The sequence below is a fragment of the Streptomyces sp. NPDC046197 genome, from assembly GCF_040646295.1.
Taxonomy (GTDB): domain Bacteria; phylum Actinomycetota; class Actinomycetes; order Streptomycetales; family Streptomycetaceae; genus Streptomyces.
Map to the genome: position 1 here is coordinate 65,137 of NZ_JBEYZY010000018.1, position 17,589 is coordinate 82,725.

Annotated in this window: 16 protein-coding genes; 10 read left to right on the top strand and 6 right to left on the bottom strand. The window is 73.2% G+C overall.

Going from position 1 to position 17,589, the window contains the following annotated elements:
- Positions 1–107 precede the first annotated feature (107 nt).
- Positions 108–2,546, top strand: coding sequence for a right-handed parallel beta-helix repeat-containing protein (locus AB0A61_RS24550; protein WP_361295978.1), 2,439 nt, complete (start codon positions 108–110; stop codon positions 2,544–2,546).
- A gap of 42 nt (positions 2,547–2,588) precedes the next feature.
- Here AB0A61_RS24550 and AB0A61_RS24555 read toward each other — a convergent pair whose 3' ends face one another.
- Positions 2,589–4,949, bottom strand: a complete 2,361-nt coding sequence (locus tag AB0A61_RS24555; RefSeq protein WP_361295981.1) for a hypothetical protein — start codon at positions 4,947–4,949, stop codon at positions 2,589–2,591.
- A gap of 462 nt (positions 4,950–5,411) precedes the next feature.
- Here AB0A61_RS24555 and AB0A61_RS24560 point away from each other — a divergent pair, with 462 nt between their 5' ends.
- Together AB0A61_RS24560 and AB0A61_RS24565 are read left to right on the top strand one after the other, a co-directional pair.
- A complete protein-coding gene (locus AB0A61_RS24560) occupies positions 5,412–6,239 on the top strand; it encodes a DeoR/GlpR family DNA-binding transcription regulator (RefSeq protein ID WP_361295984.1) in 828 nt (275 codons plus the stop codon).
- A 68-nt stretch (positions 6,240–6,307) separates the two neighbouring features.
- Positions 6,308–6,781: an SRPBCC family protein gene (locus AB0A61_RS24565; RefSeq protein ID WP_361295987.1), complete on the top strand. Its 474-nt coding sequence runs from the start codon at positions 6,308–6,310 to the stop codon at positions 6,779–6,781.
- Positions 6,782–6,879: 98 nt separating this feature from the next.
- On the opposite strand, the gene AB0A61_RS24570 is transcribed toward AB0A61_RS24565, so the two are convergent.
- Entirely contained in the window at positions 6,880–8,004 is a 1,125-nt protein-coding gene (locus AB0A61_RS24570; RefSeq protein ID WP_361295990.1) for a PLP-dependent cysteine synthase family protein, read from the bottom strand.
- A gap of 394 nt (positions 8,005–8,398) precedes the next feature.
- Between AB0A61_RS24570 and AB0A61_RS24575 the strand changes: the two genes are divergently transcribed.
- On the top strand, positions 8,399–8,722 hold the full coding sequence (locus AB0A61_RS24575; RefSeq protein ID WP_361295993.1) for a hypothetical protein: 324 nt from the start codon (positions 8,399–8,401) through the stop codon (positions 8,720–8,722).
- Positions 8,723–8,906: 184 nt separating this feature from the next.
- Positions 8,907–9,455, top strand: a complete 549-nt coding sequence (locus AB0A61_RS24580) for an ATP-binding protein (protein WP_361295996.1) — start codon at positions 8,907–8,909, stop codon at positions 9,453–9,455.
- A gap of 89 nt (positions 9,456–9,544) precedes the next feature.
- Here AB0A61_RS24580 and AB0A61_RS24585 read toward each other — a convergent pair whose 3' ends face one another.
- The 3 genes from AB0A61_RS24585 to AB0A61_RS24595 are packed head-to-tail and all read right to left on the bottom strand — an operon-like array spanning position 9,545 to position 13,238.
- On the bottom strand, positions 9,545–12,106 hold the full coding sequence (locus AB0A61_RS24585; protein WP_361295999.1) for an ABC transporter permease: 2,562 nt from the start codon (positions 12,104–12,106) through the stop codon (positions 9,545–9,547).
- Complete coding sequence (locus AB0A61_RS24590; RefSeq protein WP_361296003.1) at positions 12,103–12,930, bottom strand: ABC transporter ATP-binding protein; 828 nt, start codon at positions 12,928–12,930, stop codon at positions 12,103–12,105. Before AB0A61_RS24590 ends, AB0A61_RS24585 begins: the two co-directional genes overlap by 4 nt.
- Positions 12,927–13,238, bottom strand: coding sequence for an SHOCT domain-containing protein (locus AB0A61_RS24595; RefSeq protein WP_361296006.1), 312 nt, complete (start codon positions 13,236–13,238; stop codon positions 12,927–12,929). Before AB0A61_RS24595 ends, AB0A61_RS24590 begins: the two co-directional genes overlap by 4 nt.
- 190 nt (positions 13,239–13,428) lie before the next feature.
- Here AB0A61_RS24595 and AB0A61_RS24600 point away from each other — a divergent pair, with 190 nt between their 5' ends.
- From AB0A61_RS24600 to AB0A61_RS24620, 5 genes are all read left to right on the top strand, one after another.
- Positions 13,429–13,998 (top strand): TetR/AcrR family transcriptional regulator, encoded by a 570-nt coding sequence (locus AB0A61_RS24600; protein WP_361296008.1) that lies wholly within the window; start codon positions 13,429–13,431, stop codon positions 13,996–13,998.
- Positions 13,999–14,021: 23 nt separating this feature from the next.
- Positions 14,022–14,606, top strand: coding sequence for a DUF4865 family protein (locus tag AB0A61_RS24605; protein ID WP_361296011.1), 585 nt, complete (start codon positions 14,022–14,024; stop codon positions 14,604–14,606).
- A complete protein-coding gene (locus AB0A61_RS24610) occupies positions 14,600–15,511 on the top strand; it encodes a phosphotriesterase (RefSeq protein ID WP_361296014.1) in 912 nt (303 codons plus the stop codon). The genes AB0A61_RS24605 and AB0A61_RS24610 overlap by 7 nt, the downstream gene beginning before the upstream one ends.
- Positions 15,512–15,631: 120 nt before the next feature.
- Positions 15,632–15,817, top strand: a complete 186-nt coding sequence (locus AB0A61_RS24615) for a DUF1272 domain-containing protein (RefSeq protein ID WP_361296017.1) — start codon at positions 15,632–15,634, stop codon at positions 15,815–15,817.
- Positions 15,818–15,834: 17 nt separating this feature from the next.
- The gene (locus AB0A61_RS24620) at positions 15,835–16,278 is read left to right on the top strand and encodes a tautomerase family protein (protein ID WP_361296020.1); all 444 of its coding nucleotides are present in this window, start codon (positions 15,835–15,837) and stop codon (positions 16,276–16,278) included.
- Positions 16,279–16,305: 27 nt separating this feature from the next.
- Here AB0A61_RS24620 and AB0A61_RS24625 read toward each other — a convergent pair whose 3' ends face one another.
- Positions 16,306–17,544: an ROK family protein gene (locus tag AB0A61_RS24625; RefSeq protein WP_361296023.1), complete on the bottom strand. Its 1,239-nt coding sequence runs from the start codon at positions 17,542–17,544 to the stop codon at positions 16,306–16,308.
- Positions 17,545–17,589 lie beyond the last annotated feature (45 nt).

The window sequence follows — 17,589 nt, forward strand, 5'->3', positions numbered from 1 at the left end:
ACGCAATCGGCATCAACCCGCGCGCGAGCGAGTCGCAGGGGCAGCGGCTGCAGCGCCCCGAAGGCGAACGAGCCATCGGTACGACGAGGTGGGGGCACAGCAACGCCATGGCACAGGGCACGGTCCAGGTGACGCACACCGGCACATCGCGGTGGCGGCGCCGCACGGGTGAGTACACATCGCTCGCCGCCGCCCTGGAGGCCGCCGCGGACGGTGACGTCCTCACCGTCGCCCCCGGCACCTACCGCGAGAACCTCGTCGTGCAGCGTGCGGTGACCCTGCGCGGCCCCGAGGGATCCCCCGGCTCGGTGCGCATCGCGCCCGTCGACGGAGTGCCGTTGACCGTACGTGCCTCCGCGGTGGTCCAGGACCTGCATCTGGAGGGCCAGGACGCGGCCGCGCCCGCCCTCCTCGTCGAGGAGGGGACACCGGAGCTGCGGGACGTACGCATCGTCACGCGTTCCGCGGCGGGCATCGAGGTGCGCGGCGGCGCCCGGCCCACCGTGCGGCGCTGCACGGTCGACAACCCGGCGGGCATCGGCATCGCCGTACTCGACGGCGGCGGCGGGGTGTTCGAGGAGTGCGAGGTCGTCGCGGCCGGCCAGTCGGGGGTGGCGGTCCGCGGCGGCGCCCACCCACGGCTGGAGAGCTGCCGCATCCACCACGCCTCGGGTGCCGGCCTCACGGCGACCGGCGACAACTCGGCCCTGGAGGCGGTGGGTTGCGAGATCTACGAGGTCCGGGGCAGCGGCGTCCAGGTCACCGCCCGGGCCACGGCGCACCTCACCGACTGCGACGTGCACCGCACCACCGCCGACGGTGTCACCCTCGACACCGACGCGGTGGTGACCCTCGCCGACTGCCGCCTCCACGACATCCCGGAGAACGCGGTCGACCTGCGGTCGCGTTCGGTGCTGACGCTGACCCGGACGACGGTGCGTCAGTTCGGGCGCAACGGCCTGTCGGTGTGGGACCCGGGCACGCGCGTGGACGCCAACCAGTGCGAGATCTTCGACAGTACCGGTGACTACCCCGCGGTGTGGATCAGCGACGGGGCGACCGCGGTGCTCGACTCCTGCCGGGTGCACGACGTGCCGGACGCGCTGTTCGTCCTCGACCGCGGCTCCCGCGCGGACGTCGTCGACAGCGACCTGTCCCAGGTGCGCAACACCGCCGTGTCGGTGAGCGACGGCGCCACCGCACAGCTCGACGACTGCCGGATCAAGGACGCGGCCACGGGCGCCTGGTTCCGCGACCACGGCAGCGGCGGCACCCTCAACAACTGCACCGTGGACGGCACGCAGACCGGCGTGATCGTCACCAAGGGCGCCGATCCGACCATCGAGCGCTGCACCGTCGCCTCCCCCGCCGAGGCCGGCTTCTACGTGTCGGCGGGAGGCCGTGGCAGCTTCCTGGGCTGCCGGGTGACGGGCAGCGGCGGCTACGGCTTCCACGTGATCGACGGCTGTCGTACGACGCTGAAGAGGTGCCGCACGGAGCGGTGTGCGCGCGGCGGGTACGAGTTCGCCGACGGCGGGCCGGACACCGGGGCCGGGGCGGGTCCCGTGGTGGAGGACTGTGCCAGCGACGAGAGCGGGAGCCTGCGCCCGCCCCCGGCGCGGGAGACGGTCGTGCAGACGGCCGACCCGTCACCCGGTCTGCTGGGCGCAATCCCCGGGCAGCGCACCACGGAACAGGAGCCGCTGGTGGCGGACCTGGAGCCGGCGCCGTTCTCGCGGACCGCGAAGGACGTCCTCGGTGAACTCGACGCGCTGGTGGGCCTGGAGAGCGTCAAGCGAGAGGTGCGGGCCCTCACCGACATGATCGAGGTGGGCCGGCGCCGGCAGCAGGCCGGGCTGAAGGCGGCCTCGGTCAAGCGCCACCTGGTCTTCACCGGCTCCCCCGGCACCGGCAAGACGACGGTGGCCCGCCTCTACGGCGAGATCCTCGCTTCGCTCGGGGTGCTGGAGAAGGGCCACCTGGTCGAGGTCTCCCGTGTCGACCTGGTCGGCGAGCACATCGGCTCCACCGCGATCCGCACCCAGGAGGCGTTCGAGCGGGCGCGCGGCGGAGTGCTGTTCATCGACGAGGCATACGCCCTGTCGCCGGAGGACGCGGGTCGTGACTTCGGCAAGGAGGCCATCGACACCCTGGTGAAGCTGATGGAGGACCAACGGGACGCGGTGGTGGTGATCGTGGCGGGCTACACCGCGGAGATGGAGCGCTTTCTCTCCGTCAACCCGGGCGTGGCCTCGCGCTTCTCACGGACCATCACCTTCAGTGACTACGGCGCCGAGGAGCTGCTGCGGATCGTGGAACAGCAGGCCGAGGAGCACGAGTACCGGCTGGCTCCGGGCACCGCGGATGCCCTGCTGCAGTACTTCGCCGCGATCCCGAAGGGTCCCGCGTTCGGCAACGGCCGCACCGCGCGGCAGACCTTCGAGGCGATGGTGGAGCGCCACGCCGGCCGGGTCGCACAGCTCGGCGACCCGAGTACGGACGATCTGACGCTGCTGTTCGCCGGGGACCTGCCCGAGCTGCCCTGAGACATCGCTGGGCGTGCCGGGGCTCACGGTGCGGGGACCGGGTCAGCCCCGTGCCGTGGCGTCGGCGGCCCCGGCGGGCTGTCCTCCGCGGTGGCGCGGCGTCGGCAGGCCGGGGCGCAGCCGGGCCAGCAGGCGCTGCCGCTCCTCGACGAAGACCGGGTCCGCCTGGTAGTCGGAATGGCCCAGAATCGGGGCGGGCAGCGGATGCCGCGCGGTGCGGCCGTACGCGAGCGGGTCCTTGAGCGGAGCCCGGTCCACGTCCGGGCCATCGTCACCGGGCAGCCGGACCGGCCCGCCGATGGGGTCGGTGAGCCGGTACAGATTGCGCCAGCAGTCCACGTCGTGGTGCAGCGCGATGAGGGCGGCGGGGCCGAAGTGGGCCGGGAACCAGCGACCGTAGAGGCGTTCGAGCGGGGACCCGTACGTCAGGAGTGCCACGCGCCTGCGCACCGGCGGGGTGAGCTGCCAGGCCGCGGCGGCCGCCAACACGCTGCCCTGTGAGTGTCCGGAGAGAACCAGTTGTCCGCCCGTGGCACGGGTCCATGTCGCCATGCGCCAGGTGAGGTCGGGCACCGCGCGCTCGGCGTAGCAGGGCGGGGCGAACGGGTGGGCGGCGCGCGGCCAGAAGGTGCCCACGTCCCACAGGATGCCGATCGTGCGCCGGGCGGAGGCGTCCTTGTACGCACGTCGGCCCCAGGTGACGAAGAGCAGGAAGCCCAGTCCGATCAGCCAGGATCCGAACGTCTGCGCGGTCTCGGCCGCGCCGCGGACGACGGGCGGCGCTGCCTCGGCCGCGCCGGCCGGGGTCCGGCCGCTGCCCAGGGCCCCCACGAGCGCGGCGGCGCCCAGCGCGAACGTGGCGGCGGAGGTGACACCGACGACGAGGGGGCCGTCGTCGGTGAGCGTGGCCATCGCGCGAGTGCGCGCGATGCGCCGGGTGCGCTCGGGATCCTTCGGCTCGCCCGGATGGTCCAGCTCCACCGCGACGCGCTCGGCACGGGCCAGGCGCCCGGTGCGCCCGGCGAGCCGGCCGCACAGCACCAGCAGCACGACCAGAAGCGGCGGGATCGTGGACGCCTGCCAGGTGAGCAGGACCGGCGGGCCGGTGACGGCCACCCCGGGGCCGCCCAGCCAGTCGGCCACGCGTTGCGCGACCCCGCCGGACATCACGGCGCCGAGTGCGCAGGCCAGCAGCGCGACCGCGGGTCCGCCAAGGCCCCGCAGCGCGGCGCGCGGGTCGGGAGAGGTGCGGTGCAGGAGGTGCGCGGTGACGCCCAGCGCGACGACCAGCGCACCCTGCACCAGGGCGATGCCGCCGAAGGTCGCGTCCCCCGGCAGCCGCCCCACCGCGTGCCATCCAGGCCGCGACCAGCCCGCGTACAGCACGGCCAGCAGGAGCAGGAGCAGGGCGCCGAGCGGCAGCCGCCGGACGAGATGGCGGTCCAGCCGGCGGTCGAGCCGGTGCTCGCTGCGGCCCCGGCGGCACACCACCCACACCACGCCGGCCGCCCCTGCGGCGAGGCCGGCGAGCAGGAGCCACCCGAGGGTGTCGAGGGCCGCGGGCCCGCCGGGGCGGCGGTCGAAGTGCGCGGCGGGCGTGGCGACCGCCGCGGCGACCGTCAGCAGGCCCGCGGCGGTGTGGGCGGCCCGCAGCCGGGCCACCAGACGGCGGCCGTACCAGAAGCCGGGCCGGCCGAGCGCTGTACGGCCGGTCTCCTCCTCGGGCTCGGCTGTGCGGGACATCGGCTCCGCAGACTCGTAGGCGCTCCAGGTGCGGTGGGAGAGGTACCAGAGCAGGGCGGTGAGCGCGGCGGGCACCAGGGCCGCCACGGCGAGCCGCCGGCCCGGCGCCGTCCACCAGCCGTCACCTGGGGCCGGCAGGAAGACCGGCCAGGAGTGCCGTGCCGCACACGCGGGTGTACCCGCGCACTGCCAGGCCCCGAGGTCGAGGGCGACCTCGCACGCGGCGGCCACGAGCAGCACCGTCAGGGTCAGGCCAACGAGCCGCACGAGCAGCCCGTACAGGCGCACCGTGCGGGTACGGTCAGGTGCGGCGGGGCGCATCCAGTGGGCGAGGTTGACGACCATGAACGGCAGCAGCAACAGCCACAGGGCGCGTGCGCCGTTGCCGGAGGTGAGATTGCACCAGACGTACGCCTCGGGCACCGGTCCGCCGGGGTGGTCCCCGGGCCGGGCCTCCGCGTCGACGTCGTCGGCGCGCCGGAAGACGGCCGCCGTGTCGTCCCCGGTGATCCGCACCGTGCGTGGATCGTCCAGCATCTTCTCGGGCGTGGTGCCGCCGACCCCGTGGACCAGGAGCTCCAGGGCGATACCGGTCGGTGCGGGTGGCGGCCCGGCGACCTCGCGCCCACTTGTTCCAGGTCGTTGCTGCGCACGCTCCACTGTTCGTTCATCCCCCGTGATGCGCCGTCGGTCCGTACCGTGTGCGGGTCCGTGCGGGCACCAGGATCTCGGCAGGGGGCGTGCCGCACAGCCGGTGTCACGGAATCTCCCCGATCCGGGTGACGGCGACGACGGACAGGATCCAGGGGGGTGTCGTTTGGATCGGCGCGGATCAGGCCGCGGCGCATGATGCGGTGCATCGCAAGGCGGAGCATGACCCGCGTACTGGGCGTACGCGGGTCATGCGACAACGCGGCGAGGTGCCGTGCCAGGCGTCGCGGACCCGCGGTGATCCAAACGACACCCCCTAGTGGCATGTGCACGGCCAGGCAGGTGATGGCGCGGCGGGCGGCGAGGCGTGAAAGGATGGGACGCCCACACATCGGGACGGGGCGGACCCCCCGTCGGAGCGGGTGCGCAGGGCGTGTCGGACGGCTTGAGGCGAAAGGAACCGGAGCACACGTGAGTGAGAATCAGAACCTCCTCGCGGAGCAGCGGCGCGCCCTGATCCTGGACGAGGTGCGGCGGCGCGGTGGCGTCCGGGTGAACGAGCTGACCCGGAAGCTCGGCGTGTCGGACATGACGGTCCGCCGTGACCTGGACGCGCTGGCCCGCCAGGGCGTTCTGGAGAAGGTGCACGGCGGCGCGGTGCCGGTCGTCGAGGCGAGCTCCCACGAGCCGGGCTTCGAGGCCAAGTCGGGACTGGAGCTCACCGCCAAGGAGGACATCGCGCGCGTGGCGGCCGAGCTGGTCGCGCCGGGCACGGCGATCGCGCTCTCGGGCGGTACGACGACGTATGCGCTGGCCCAGCACCTGCTGGACGTGCCGGACCTGACGGTGGTCACCAACTCGGTGCGGGTGGCGGACGTCTTCAACACGGCGCAGCGCACCTCCGGCCAGCGGCAGGGTGCGGCGACCGTGGTGCTGACCGGTGGTGTGCGCACTCCGTCCGACTCGCTGGTGGGTCCGGTGGCCGACCAGGCGATCGCCGCGCTCCACTTCGACATGCTGTTCCTCGGCGTGCACGGGATATCGGTCGAGGCCGGCCTGTCGACACCGAACCTCGCGGAGGCCGAGACCAACCGGCGGCTGGTGCAGTCGGCGCGGCGGGTCGTCGTGGTCGCCGACCACACCAAGTGGGGCGTGGTCGGCCTGAGTTCGTTCGCGACGCTGGAGCAGGTCGACACGCTGGTGACGGACGCGGGGCTGCCGGCCGGGGCACGCTCGGACGTCTCGGAGCATCTGCGGCTGGTGGTCGCGGGCGAGCCCGGTGACGGGGCAGACATCTGAGGGGCCGTCAGTTAGGGTGACGGTGCTCGGTCACTCGCCCCGCGGGACCGCCACAAGGGGGTTCGTCCATGGCTCGCCGTCTGCGCCCGGTGGGAATCGACTTCGTCCGGGCCGCGCCCGTACGCCTGATCTTCGCCCGGGAGATCTCCGCTGCGCCACAGCGGGTCTTCCACGCCCTCGCCGAGGACGTGCCGGGCTGGACACGTTGGTTCTCCGCGGTGACACTCGCACGCCCCACCGACGGGGGTGCCGGGCGCGAGATCCGGCTCAGAAGCGGAACGCGGTTCGAGGAGACGGTCCTCGCGGCACAGGCGCCCGAGGTCTACGCCTACCGTGTGGACGCCACCAACGCGCCGGGCGCCCGTGCGCTGGCCGAGGAGTGGCGGCTCACCCCGGCCGGTACGGGGACCCGTGTGCAGTGGACCTTCGCGGCGGACGGGACGGCACCCTTCCGGCTCGTCCTCTCCCTGGCCCGCGCGGGCCTGGGGCACGCCTTCCGGAACGCCGTGACGTCCTTGGACCGGCATCTGGCGAGCGCCTGACGGCACGGCGGCGCGCCTGCGCCCGCCCGATCGGTCTCATGCGGTGCGCCCGCGACCCGACCGATCGGTCTCATGCGGTGCGCCCGCGACCGACCGCGTCAGAGCGGCCACTCGCCCGAAAGCAGGAACGACTCGATCGCCGCCGTGTAGGGCGCGATGTCCAGGCCCTGCTCGGCCAGCCACGCGTCCGAGTAGTACTTGTCGAGGTACCGGTCCCCGGGGTCGCACAGCAGCGTCACCACACTTCCCCGGCGCCCCTGGGCGACCATCTCGGCGACGATCTTCAGCGCACTCCACAGACCGGTGCCGGTCGAGCCCCCCGCCTTGCGGCCGATGGCTCCCTCCAGCGCGCGGACGGCGGCGACGCTCGCCGCGTCCGGCACCTTCATCATCCGGTCGACGGCGCCGGGCACGAAGCTCGGTTCCATGCGCGGTCGGCCGATCCCCTCGATGCGCGAGCCGCAGTCGCAGGTGACGCCGGGATCACCGGTGGTCCACCCCTCGAAGAAACAGGAGTTGTCCGGATCGGCGACGCAGATGCGGGTGTCGTACTGCATGTAGTGGACGTAGCGCGCGAGGGTCGCGGAGGTGCCGCCGGTGCCCGCGGTGGCGACGATCCACGCCGGTTCCGGGAAACGCTCCAACTCCAGCTGGCGGAAGATGGATTCGGCGATGTTGTTGTTGCCGCGCCAGTCCGTGGCCCGCTCGGCGTAGGTGAACTGGTCCATGTAGTGGCCGCCGGTCTCGACCGCGAGGCGGCCCGACTCCTCGTACATCTTCCGTGAGTCGTCCACGAAGTGGCACTGCCCGCCGTGGAACTCGATCAGGCGGCACTTCTCGGCGCTCGTCGTGCGCGGCATGACCGCGATGAAGGGCACCCCGATCAGCTTGGCGAAGTACGCCTCGGAGACGGCCGTCGAGCCGCTGGACGCCTCGATCACCGGGCGGCCCGGCCGGATCCAGCCATTGCACAGACCATAGAGGAAAAGCGATCGCGCCAGCCGGTGCTTGAGGCTTCCGGTCGGGTGGGTCGACTCGTCCTTCAGGTACAGGTCGATGCCCCACTGCTCGGGCAGCGGGAAGCGCAGCAGGTGGGTGTCGGCCGAGCGGTTGGCGTCGGCCTGGACCTTGCGGACCGCCTCTTTCAGCCAGTCGCGGTAGCCGGCGTCGCTGCGGTCCACGTCGAGGGTTTCGCCGGTCCTGCGCTGCTGGGTCGTGCTCACGTCGGGACTCCTTCCGCTGTGCGCCGACGGCGTGTCGCGCGGCCGGACGCCACCGATGATAGACACCTTCAGCACGCTTCTCACCTGCATAAACGCTCCTTTGAGCGGGTCAAAGACACCCCTGGGGCGGGGCTCGGGGTGCGGGGTTCGGAGCGCCACCACCGGGCAGGCGGCCGCCGGGGGCGCGAACCTGGGGGCGCATTCGCGGAGTGCTCCTGGCGCCGGTCGCGTGCGCGTTGTGTGTACTGGTGCTTCACGCCGGAGGCGTGCAGACTGCACCGGGACGGGACCAAGGTCCCGAACGGGGCCGCACACTGGTTCACGAACGAGACGGGCCGACTCGTCGACCAGGCAGGACCAGAACCCAGTGACACGCACGAGGGGGCGGGGAAGGATGGCGGAACCGGAGTTCACGGCCACGGGCGTACGGATCGACAAGCGGCTGCGCTCGCTCACCAGGGCCGGGCAGGTCCGGATCAGCGACGGCAGGCTGGAGTTGCTCACCAGCTACGGCAGCGAGATCGACAGCGCGCCGGTGCAGGCGGTACGCGCGTCGAGGCCCTGGTTCGCCCCGGACGACCGGGCGCTGGCCGACCTCAACGGCAAGCGGTATCTGCTGACCCTGGGTGATCACGACCCCGCTCCCGGCGAGCCCGGGCCGCCCGCGGCACGCCGGTTCATCGAGGCCGTCCGCAGGGCGGCCGGACGGGGCGGTTGACGTACCGCGACTTGCGGGACCCAACCCCTTGCGTCACGCTGGTCTCACGTCACTCTGGGTTTACCGGCGATAACGCTGCGAACCAGCCCGCCGGCCACGACAGCAGGCGGCCGTGTCACGCAGGCGTCCTGCTGGATCCGAAACTTCGTGTTCTTCCGGACCTCAACGTCGGGGAGTCGCAGCCGTGATCAGTCACCCAAGCAGGCACTGCACGGTGGAGCTCCAAGCCCTGCCGTCGCGGATCGGCCAGGTCCGCAGAATCGTATCTGCGCACTTGCGCTACTGGCATCTGGACCCTCTGATAGACCGGGCCGCGCTCGGTGTGACGGAGCTGTTGACCAACGTCCACCAGCACGCGGAGCCCGACAAGCTGTGCACCGTGGAGATCGAACTGCTGCTCGACCGGCTCATGGTCTCGGTGCGCGACCACGACCCGCGCCTTCCCGTGGTGGAGGACATCGACGGCATCGCACCGCTCGCCACGGGCGGCCGTGGGCTGGCGATGGTGGCCGCGATGAGCGAGAGCTGGGGGGTACGGCCGGACGGCGACAAGGGAAAGGTCGTCTGGTTCGCCCTGCCCACCTCCGGGGTCGCGGTGGCCGCACCGGTTCCCGCGCGCGTACCGCGCCTTGTGGCCGGGGAGCAGCCCGCACGCCGCTTTCCCGAGGTCGAGCCCGCGCTCGACGGCGGCAGGTCCGCCCACGCTCCCGCCCGGTCCGCCGTTCCCGGCTGACCGGGCGGTGAGGGGGCCCACGCAACGGCCCGCCGGTGGTAGCGCGGCGTCCGCGCATCGCCTCTGCTCCGCAGCCGCACCCCGAGCGCTCACTCGGCCGCGATGGCCCGCAGTACGTCCAGGCGGGCGGCGCGCCGGGCCGGGCGCCAGGCCGCGAGGGCTCCGGCCACGATCCCGACCAGAGCCACCACCGCGAGCCGCGCCGGTGGCACCGCGAAGGCGAAGGCGGTGTCGCTCACGCCGTCGGACGCCTTCACGAGCACCCACCCCAGGAAGGCACCGAGGGCGAGTCCGCCCGCTGTGCCGAACGCGGCGACCAGCACCGACTCCCAGCGGACCATGGCCCGCAACTGGGGCCGGGTCTGGCCGACGGCCCTGAGCAGGCCCAGTTCCCTGGTGCGTTCGTGGACGGCCAGCGTCAGCGTGTTGGCGATGCCGAGCAGCGCGATGAGCACCGCGAGGGCGAGCAGGGCGTAGACCAGGGTCAGCATCATGTCGATGCCGCCGGCCGAGGACTGCGCGTACTCGTCGCGGGTCTGCACCTGCGGATTGCCGTAGCGGGCGGCGACCTTCCGCACCGCGGCCTTGCCGGCGTCCGTGTCCACGCCCGGCCTGAGCGACACCGCGACGAGCGTGTCCGAGTCCTGGGTGCGGTGCGGTGCCCAGGCGGCACGGGTGATGACGTAGTCACCGGCGAGTTCCGACTGGCCGTACACCGCGCGGACGGTGAAGGTCTCCTTCCTGCCGTCGGTGAAGGTGAGCCGCACCCTCTTCCCCGTGGTGAGTCCTTGCCGGTCGGCTTCCTTCCTGGTGACGGCGATCCCGTCGGTGCCGAGGTCGCGCAGGGATCCCTGCACCGTGCCCAGGTCGAAGGTACGGGCGAGCGCGGCCGGGTCGGTGACGGTCAACGCCCTCCCGCTGCCGTCCACTTGGGCCACACCGCGGCCGAGCCCGACGGCGGTGTCCACCTCGGGCAGCTTCCGCAGGGCCCCGGCGAGGGCGGGGCTCAGTCCACTGCCACCCGCGCCGAAGGACGGGGTGCTGACGGCGAGGTCGCCCGCGAAGGAACGGGACACCGTCTGGTCCATGGTGGCCTTGAGCGAAGCGCCGAAGACGGTGAACAGCGACACCACCGCGACGCCGATCATCAGGGCGCCGGCCGTGGCGGCGGTGCGCTTCGGACTGCGCAGCGCGTTGCGCCGGGCGAGGCCGCCGGTGACACCGCGCAGCCGGGCAAGGGGGCTGCCGAGAAGTCGTACGACGGCAATGGAGGCGACCGGACCGAGCACCACGAAGGCGACCAGGGCCAGTACGGCGCCGAGTCCGGCCAGCCATACCGACGGGGAGACCAGGACACCGGTGAGAGTCACCGCTACGGCGACCGCGGCGAGAGTGGCGCCGACGACGGCGCGCGGCCGCCCGGCGCCGGAGGTGTCGACGGCCGTTTCACGCAGGGCGGCCAGCGGGGCAGTGCGGCCGGCCCGTACGGCGGGAGTCAGCGCGGAGCCGAGGCAGACCACGACGCCGACCGCCGGCGGCAGCACCATCGACAGGGGCCTGACGACCAGGCCGCCCCCGGGGAACGGGAAGCCGATGGCCGGGAACAGTGCCTGCAGTCCGGCGGCGATGCCGATGCCGCCCGCCAGTCCGGCGGCGGACGCCGTCAGCGCGACGGCGCCCGCTTCGATCAGCGTGGACAGCGTGACCTGGCGCCGGGAGGCACCGAGGGCCCTCAGCAGGGCGTTCTCGCGGGTGCGCTGGGCAACGACGATGGCGAAGGTGTTGTGGATGGAGAAGGTCGCGACCAGGAGGGCGACGCCCGAGAACACCAGCAGGAAGGTGGTGAAGAGGGTGAGGAACTGACTGGAGATCATGTCGGTGTTCTCCTGCGCCGACTCCTGGCCGGTGATGGCCTCGACGCCGTGGGGCAGCACCGGCGTCAGCCGTCGCACCAGTTCCTTCTGGCTGATACCGGGCCCGGCCCGCACCTGGATGCTCGCGGCCCGGCCGGGCCGTGCGGTCAGGTACTTCTCGGCGTCCGCCCGGGTCATGCCCGTGAAGGTCACCTGCGCCATGCCGTCCTCGCCGCCGAAGGTGGCGAGGCCCACGATCGTCACCCGGACGGGGCCGGGGGTGCGCAGCGTCGTCGTGTCGCCGATCTTCAGGCCGCCCCGCTTCGCGGTGCCGCGGTTGACGACGACCTCCCCGGACCTGGCCGGGGCGCGGCCTTCGGCCAGGCGGTACGGGTTGAGTCCGGGGTCGGTGATCCAGTTCCCGGCGAGGGTCGGCGGCCCCTGGCCGCCGATGGGTTTGCCGTCGTGGCCCACGAGTTGGCCCGCGCCCTGGATGTTCGGGGCAGCGGCCGCCACGCCGGGAACCTGCTCGACGGTACGCACCAGGGAGGTGTCCACCGGTTGGCGTACTCCCTGGCTCTCGCCGGGGGCGGTGATGGCGTCGGCGCTGCGCACCACGGCGTCCGTGCCGCTGGTCGCCTCGCCGAACATCGAGTCGAAGCTCGCGCGCAGTGTGTCGCCCATGACCAGCGTCCCGGCGAGGAAGGCGACGCCGAGGAACACGGCGAGGAAGGTACCGGCGAAGCGCCGTTTGTGGGCGCGCAGGGAGGACCGGCTGAGGCGGACCGAGGCGTTCACGACCTCACCTCGAACGCTTTCATGCGGTCCAGGACCCGGTCCGCGGTCGGTGACTCCATACGGTCGACCAGGCGTCCGTCGGCGAGGAAGAGCACCTCGTCGGCATGGGCGGCGGCGACCGGGTCGTGGGTGACCATGACGACCGTGCGGTCCATCCGGCGCACCGCGCGGCCGAGCAGGCCGAGCACCTCCTCGCCGGAACGGGAGTCGAGGTTGCCGGTGGGCTCGTCGGCGAAGACGACGTCCGGCCGGCCGGCGAACGCCCGGGCCACGGCGACGCGTTGCTGCTGGCCGCCGGAGAGTTCGGCGGGCCGATGGTGCAGGCGGTCGCGCAGTCCGACGATGTCGACGAGTGCGTCGATCCACTCGCGGTCGCCGGAACGGCCCGCGAGGTCCAGCGGCAGCGTGATGTTCTCGGCGACGGTCAGCGTGGGCACGAGGTTGAAGGCCTGGAAGACGAAGCCGACCCGGTCGCGGCGCAGCAGGGTCGAGCGGCGGTCGTCGAGGGCGCTCAGTTCCGTGTCACCGATGTGGGCGGTGCCCGACGTGAGCGTGTCGAGTCCGGCCGCGCAGTGCATCAGGGTGGACTTGCCGGAGCCCGAGGGCCCCATGATCGCGGTGAAACGCCCGGCGGCGAAGGCCACACTCACCCCGTCCAGGGCCCGCACGGCGGTGTCACCGGCGCCGTAGGTCTTCACGGCGTCGACGACCCGCGCGGCCGTCCGGGTGGTGGTCGTCGCGGGGGCGGCGCGAGGGGGAGCCTCCAGGGCAGTGGGCTCCGGGCAGGCCTCGGGGGTCGTTGGGTGCGACGGGCGGGACGTCATGCGGCACCGCCCTTGCCCGTGCGGCCGAAGTGCTCCTCCAGCACCGACAGCCGGCGCCAGTACTCGTCCTCGTCGATCTCGCCGGAGGCGAAGCGGCGGCCGAGGACGGCCAGGGGCGAGTCGCCCGCGGGCCGGCCGTCCGTGCCGTGCCAGGGCCGGCCGTCCATGCCGCGCCAGGGTCCGCGGCCGTGCCGGGCGGTGCGGCGCACGACGGTGACGACGCCGGCGACGGCGGCGGCGGCCCAGAACAGTGGGAAGAAGAGGATCCACGGCCCGGGGCCGCCGTCCCAGTTCGCCAGGGTGTGCATCTCGGTTCAGCTCCTTCGATGGGGATGCGCGGGGGTTCTCCAGTGACCACTCGAGAGTGGCGCCGAGACGGGGTCCGGGTCGTCGTACGGCCAGCGGCAGTGCGCATACCTCCCAGGGAGTACGCCATGGGGTGCTGCTGCTCCTACTGGGGCCTCGACTTCTGTACCTACTAGTATGTACAGTGCTCTCATGAGCACCCCGGAACGACTGATCGAGTCCACCCGTGAGCTGCTGTGGGAGCGCGGCTACGTGGGCACCAGCCCCAAGGCCATCCTGGAGCGCGCCGGTGCCGGACAGGGCAGCATGTACCACCACTTCAAGGGCAAGCCCGATCTGGCGCTGGCCGCGATCCGGCGCACGGCCCAGGAGATGCGGGCTACGGCCGCGGGAGTACTGGACGGTCCCGGCACGCCGTACGAGCGCATCGAGGCCTATCTGCGGCGCGAACGCGATGTGCTGCGCGGCTGCCCGGTCGGACGGCTGACGATGGATCCGGACGTCGTCGCCAGCGCCGAACTGCGCGCTCCGGTGGACGAGACCCTGGACTGGATCCGGGAGCGGCTCGCCCGGATCGTCGACGAGGGCAAGGAGCAGGGCCAGTTCGCGTCCGCGCTCGACGGCGAGGAGATCGCGGCGACGATCCTGGCGACCGTGCAGGGCGGGTACGTCCTGGCCCGCGCCTCCGGCTCCCCCGCGGCCTTCGACACCGGCGTCAGAGGGCTGCTCTCCCTTCTTGCCCCACCGAACACCCGGAACTGAACGAGTCGGAGGACCCCGTCACGATGCACGCCATGCAGTACGAGCTCACCCTCCCCGCCGACTACGACATGGACGACGTCCGTCGCCGGGTGGCCCGCGTCGGGCACCTGCTGGACGACCGGGACGGCCTCGGCTTCAAGACGTACCTGATGCGGGAGCGCGGGGTGCACGGCTCGCCGGTCAACCAGTACGCGCCGTTCTACTTGTGGAACACCGTGGAGAGCATGAACTCCTTCCTGTGGGGCGGGCCCTTCCAGGGGCTCGCCGACGACTTCGGGCGGCCCGAGGTCCGGCAGTGGACGGGCCTGGCGTACGAGGAGGGAGGCACCCCGGACTCGCCGGCGGCCGTCGCCGTGCGGCACCGGCAGCCCCTCCCCGACGGGGTCGTGCTGTCCGAGGTCATGGAGGACGCGGTGCGCGAGACCCGACGGCTGGCCCGTCAGGAGGGCGCGGTGCTCGCGGCGGCGGCCGTGGACACCCACCGCTGGGAACTGGTGCACTTCTCGCTCTGGCCCGACGGCGCGCCCAACGCCGAAGGCGAGGCGTTCCAGGTCCTGCACATGTCCGCGCCGGGGCGAAAGGAACTGCCACGAGGACGGCAGTGGTGAGCTTCGTCCGTACGGTCCTGGGTGACGTACGCCCCGAGGAGCTGGGTGTGACGGACGCCCACGACCACCTCTTCTTCCGCAGCCCCCAGCTGCCCGGCCAGGAGCTGGACGACGCGGCGGCGGCGCGGGCCGAACTGGCCGCGTTCAGTGCGGCGGGCGGGACCGGCGTGGTCCAGTGGACGCCGTACGGCCTGGGCCGGCGGGCCGCCGACCTGCCGCTGCTGTCCCGGGCCGCCGGGGTGCACGTGGTCTGCGCGACGGGCCTGCACCAAGCCGTGCACTACGAAGGGGAGTTGCTCGACGGGCTGCGCGGCGGGCTCGCCGACGTCTTCGTCACCGAACTGACCGAGGGAATCGGCACGTCGGGCGTCCGCGCCGGATTCATCAAGGTGGCGGGCGGTTTCCACGCCCTCGACGCGCACGCCCGCTGGACGATGACGGCGGCGGCCGAGGCCCACCACGCCACCGGCGCGCCCGTCGCCGTCCATCTGGAGCTGGGCACCGGCGCCCTCGACGTACTGGAGCTGCTGTGCGGCGAGTTGGGCGTGCCGCCCCACCGGGTGATCCTCGGGCATCTCAACCGCTCCCCCGACTCCGTGGTGCAGCGCCAGGCGGCACAGTCCGGCTGCTATCTGGCGTTCGACGGCCCGTCACGGGCCCACCACGCCACCGACTGGCGCATGCCCGAGGCCGTACGCGCCCTGGCAGAGGCCGGGTTCGGGCACCGGCTGCTGCTCGGCGGGGACACCGTCGTCGCAGGCGCCCGGTCGGTCGACGGCGGTCCCGGTATGCCGTACCTGCTGCGCCGGGTACGGCCGCGGCTTGCGGCCGTCCTGGGTGCGGAGCTGGTGGACCGCATCCTCACGGAGAATCCCGGACGCGCCTTCGCCGTCGACCGGGCCTGAGGGACCGGCCGCCCGGTGGCCCGATCGTGCCGGTCGTCGACCCGGGCGGCGCTTTCGGCCTCGCTGACCGGCCGGAGGATGGAGGGAAACAGTCCGCGGATGTGAGGAGAGGCGACGACCATGGCCCTGGAGATGCGTGACCGCTGCGAACGGTGCGAGTCCGCGGCGCTGCCGCACGACGCGCCGGCCCGTATCTGCTCGTACGAGTGCACCTTCTGCGTGGCGTGCAGCGAGAGCATGCGACACATCTGTCCCAACTGCGGCGGCGAGCTCGTGCCCCGGCCCCGCCGGGCGGCGGCCGCCTGAAAGGAACCGGAACACTCATGCCCCTGGTCCGTATCGACGCGATGGACGCCGACGGCGACCGGCTCGACGCGCTCGGCCGCGCCGTGCATGACGCACTGGTCGAGACACTCGGCATCCCACCCGACGACCGCTTCCAGATCCTGACCCGCCACGACGGCACCCGCGGCGGCCTCCGCTACGGCGACTACCTGGGCGTGCACCGCGACGAGGGCATCGTGTACGTCGCGATCACCATGCGCAGCGGGCGACCTCCCGGCCGGAAGCAGGCGCTGTACCGGCGGATCGCCGAACTCGCCCACGCCTATGCGGGCACCGAGCCGCGCAACGTGTTCGTCACCGTCACCGAGAACGGGCCGGCCGACTGGTCGCTCGGCGAGGGGCGGGCGCAGTACCTCGCCGGCGAGGGCCGGCCGGAACCGTCCCGGACGCCTGCCGCCGGACGGCACCTGCCGCCCGCGTGACGTCGTACGCTGCAGCATCACCGGCGGTCAGCTCAGGGCCGCCAGTGGGTCGTCCAGGACGGGCTGCCAGGCCAACTCGGCGGCACCGACGAGGCTGTTGTGATCGAGGGTGCACGGGAGGATGGGGACACCGCCGCTCTGCCCCCACAGGCTGCGGTCCGCGACGACCGCACGCAGGCGGTCCGGGTCGGCGTCGAGCAGGGTGCGGTGGAGTCCGCCGAGGATGATCCGGTCCGGGTTGAGGATGTTGACGAGGCCGGCCAGGCCCAGCCCGAGGCGGTCGATGAGGGTCTCGGTGGCCGTGCGGACGGCCGGATCGTCGTAGTGGTTGCGGATGAGGTCGTTGGCCTGCTGCAGCAGCGACACCTCGGGGCCCGTCTCACGGCCCGCGGCGGTCAGGAAGGCCATCGGGTCGGCCTCGACGTCGAGGCAGCCCCGGCTGCCGCAGTAGCACGAACGGCCCTCGGGGTTGACGGTGAGGTGCCCGACCTCCAGCGCCAGCCCCGAACTCCCCGTGTGCAGCCGCCCGTCCAGCACCAGCGCGCCGCCCACGCCCCGGTGCCCGGTGGCCACGCACAGCAGGTCGCGGGCGCCGCGCCCCGCTCCGTGGCGGTGCTCGGCGAGCGCGGCGAGGTTGACGTCGTTGGCCGCGAACGCCGGTCCGGCGATGCCGGCCGCGTGCAGGCACTCCGTGAAGATCCGCCGGACGGGCGCTCCCACGGGCCAGGCCAGATGGAGCGGGTTCAGCGCGAGGCCCTCCGGCTCGGCGACCGCCGACGGCACGGCCAGCCCGGCGCCCACGCAGCGCAGCCCGGTGGTCCGCAGCAGTTCGGCGCCCGCCTCGACGGCGGAGCCGAGCACCTTGGCCGGGTCGGCGTCGACGGTCTCACAGTTGGGTGCGGTCGCCACGATCCGGCCGCCGAGGCCCACCAGGGCCACGCGGAACCCGTCGGTGTGCACCTGAGCGGCGAGCGCCACCGGACCGTCCTCGGCGACCGCGAGCCGGTGCGACGGCCGGCCCTGCGAGCCACCGGCGGCGCCCGGCCGGGCGTCCACCCGGATCAGGCCCAGCGCCTCCAGTTCGGCGGCCACCGCGCCGGCGGTCGCCCGGGTCACCCCGAGTTCGGCGGTGAGCACGGCCCGGGTCGGGGCACGCCCGGTGTGCACGAGCTCCAGGGCCGGTCCTAGCGCACCGCGCCCCCGGTCCAGCCGCGTCCTGGAGGTGGTCCCTTCCCCCGCCGTCCGGGGGTCCGCCTTGCCGCTCATGAGGGCGAGTCTCCCATGATCCGCAGGTCCCGTGACCGCCGCCGC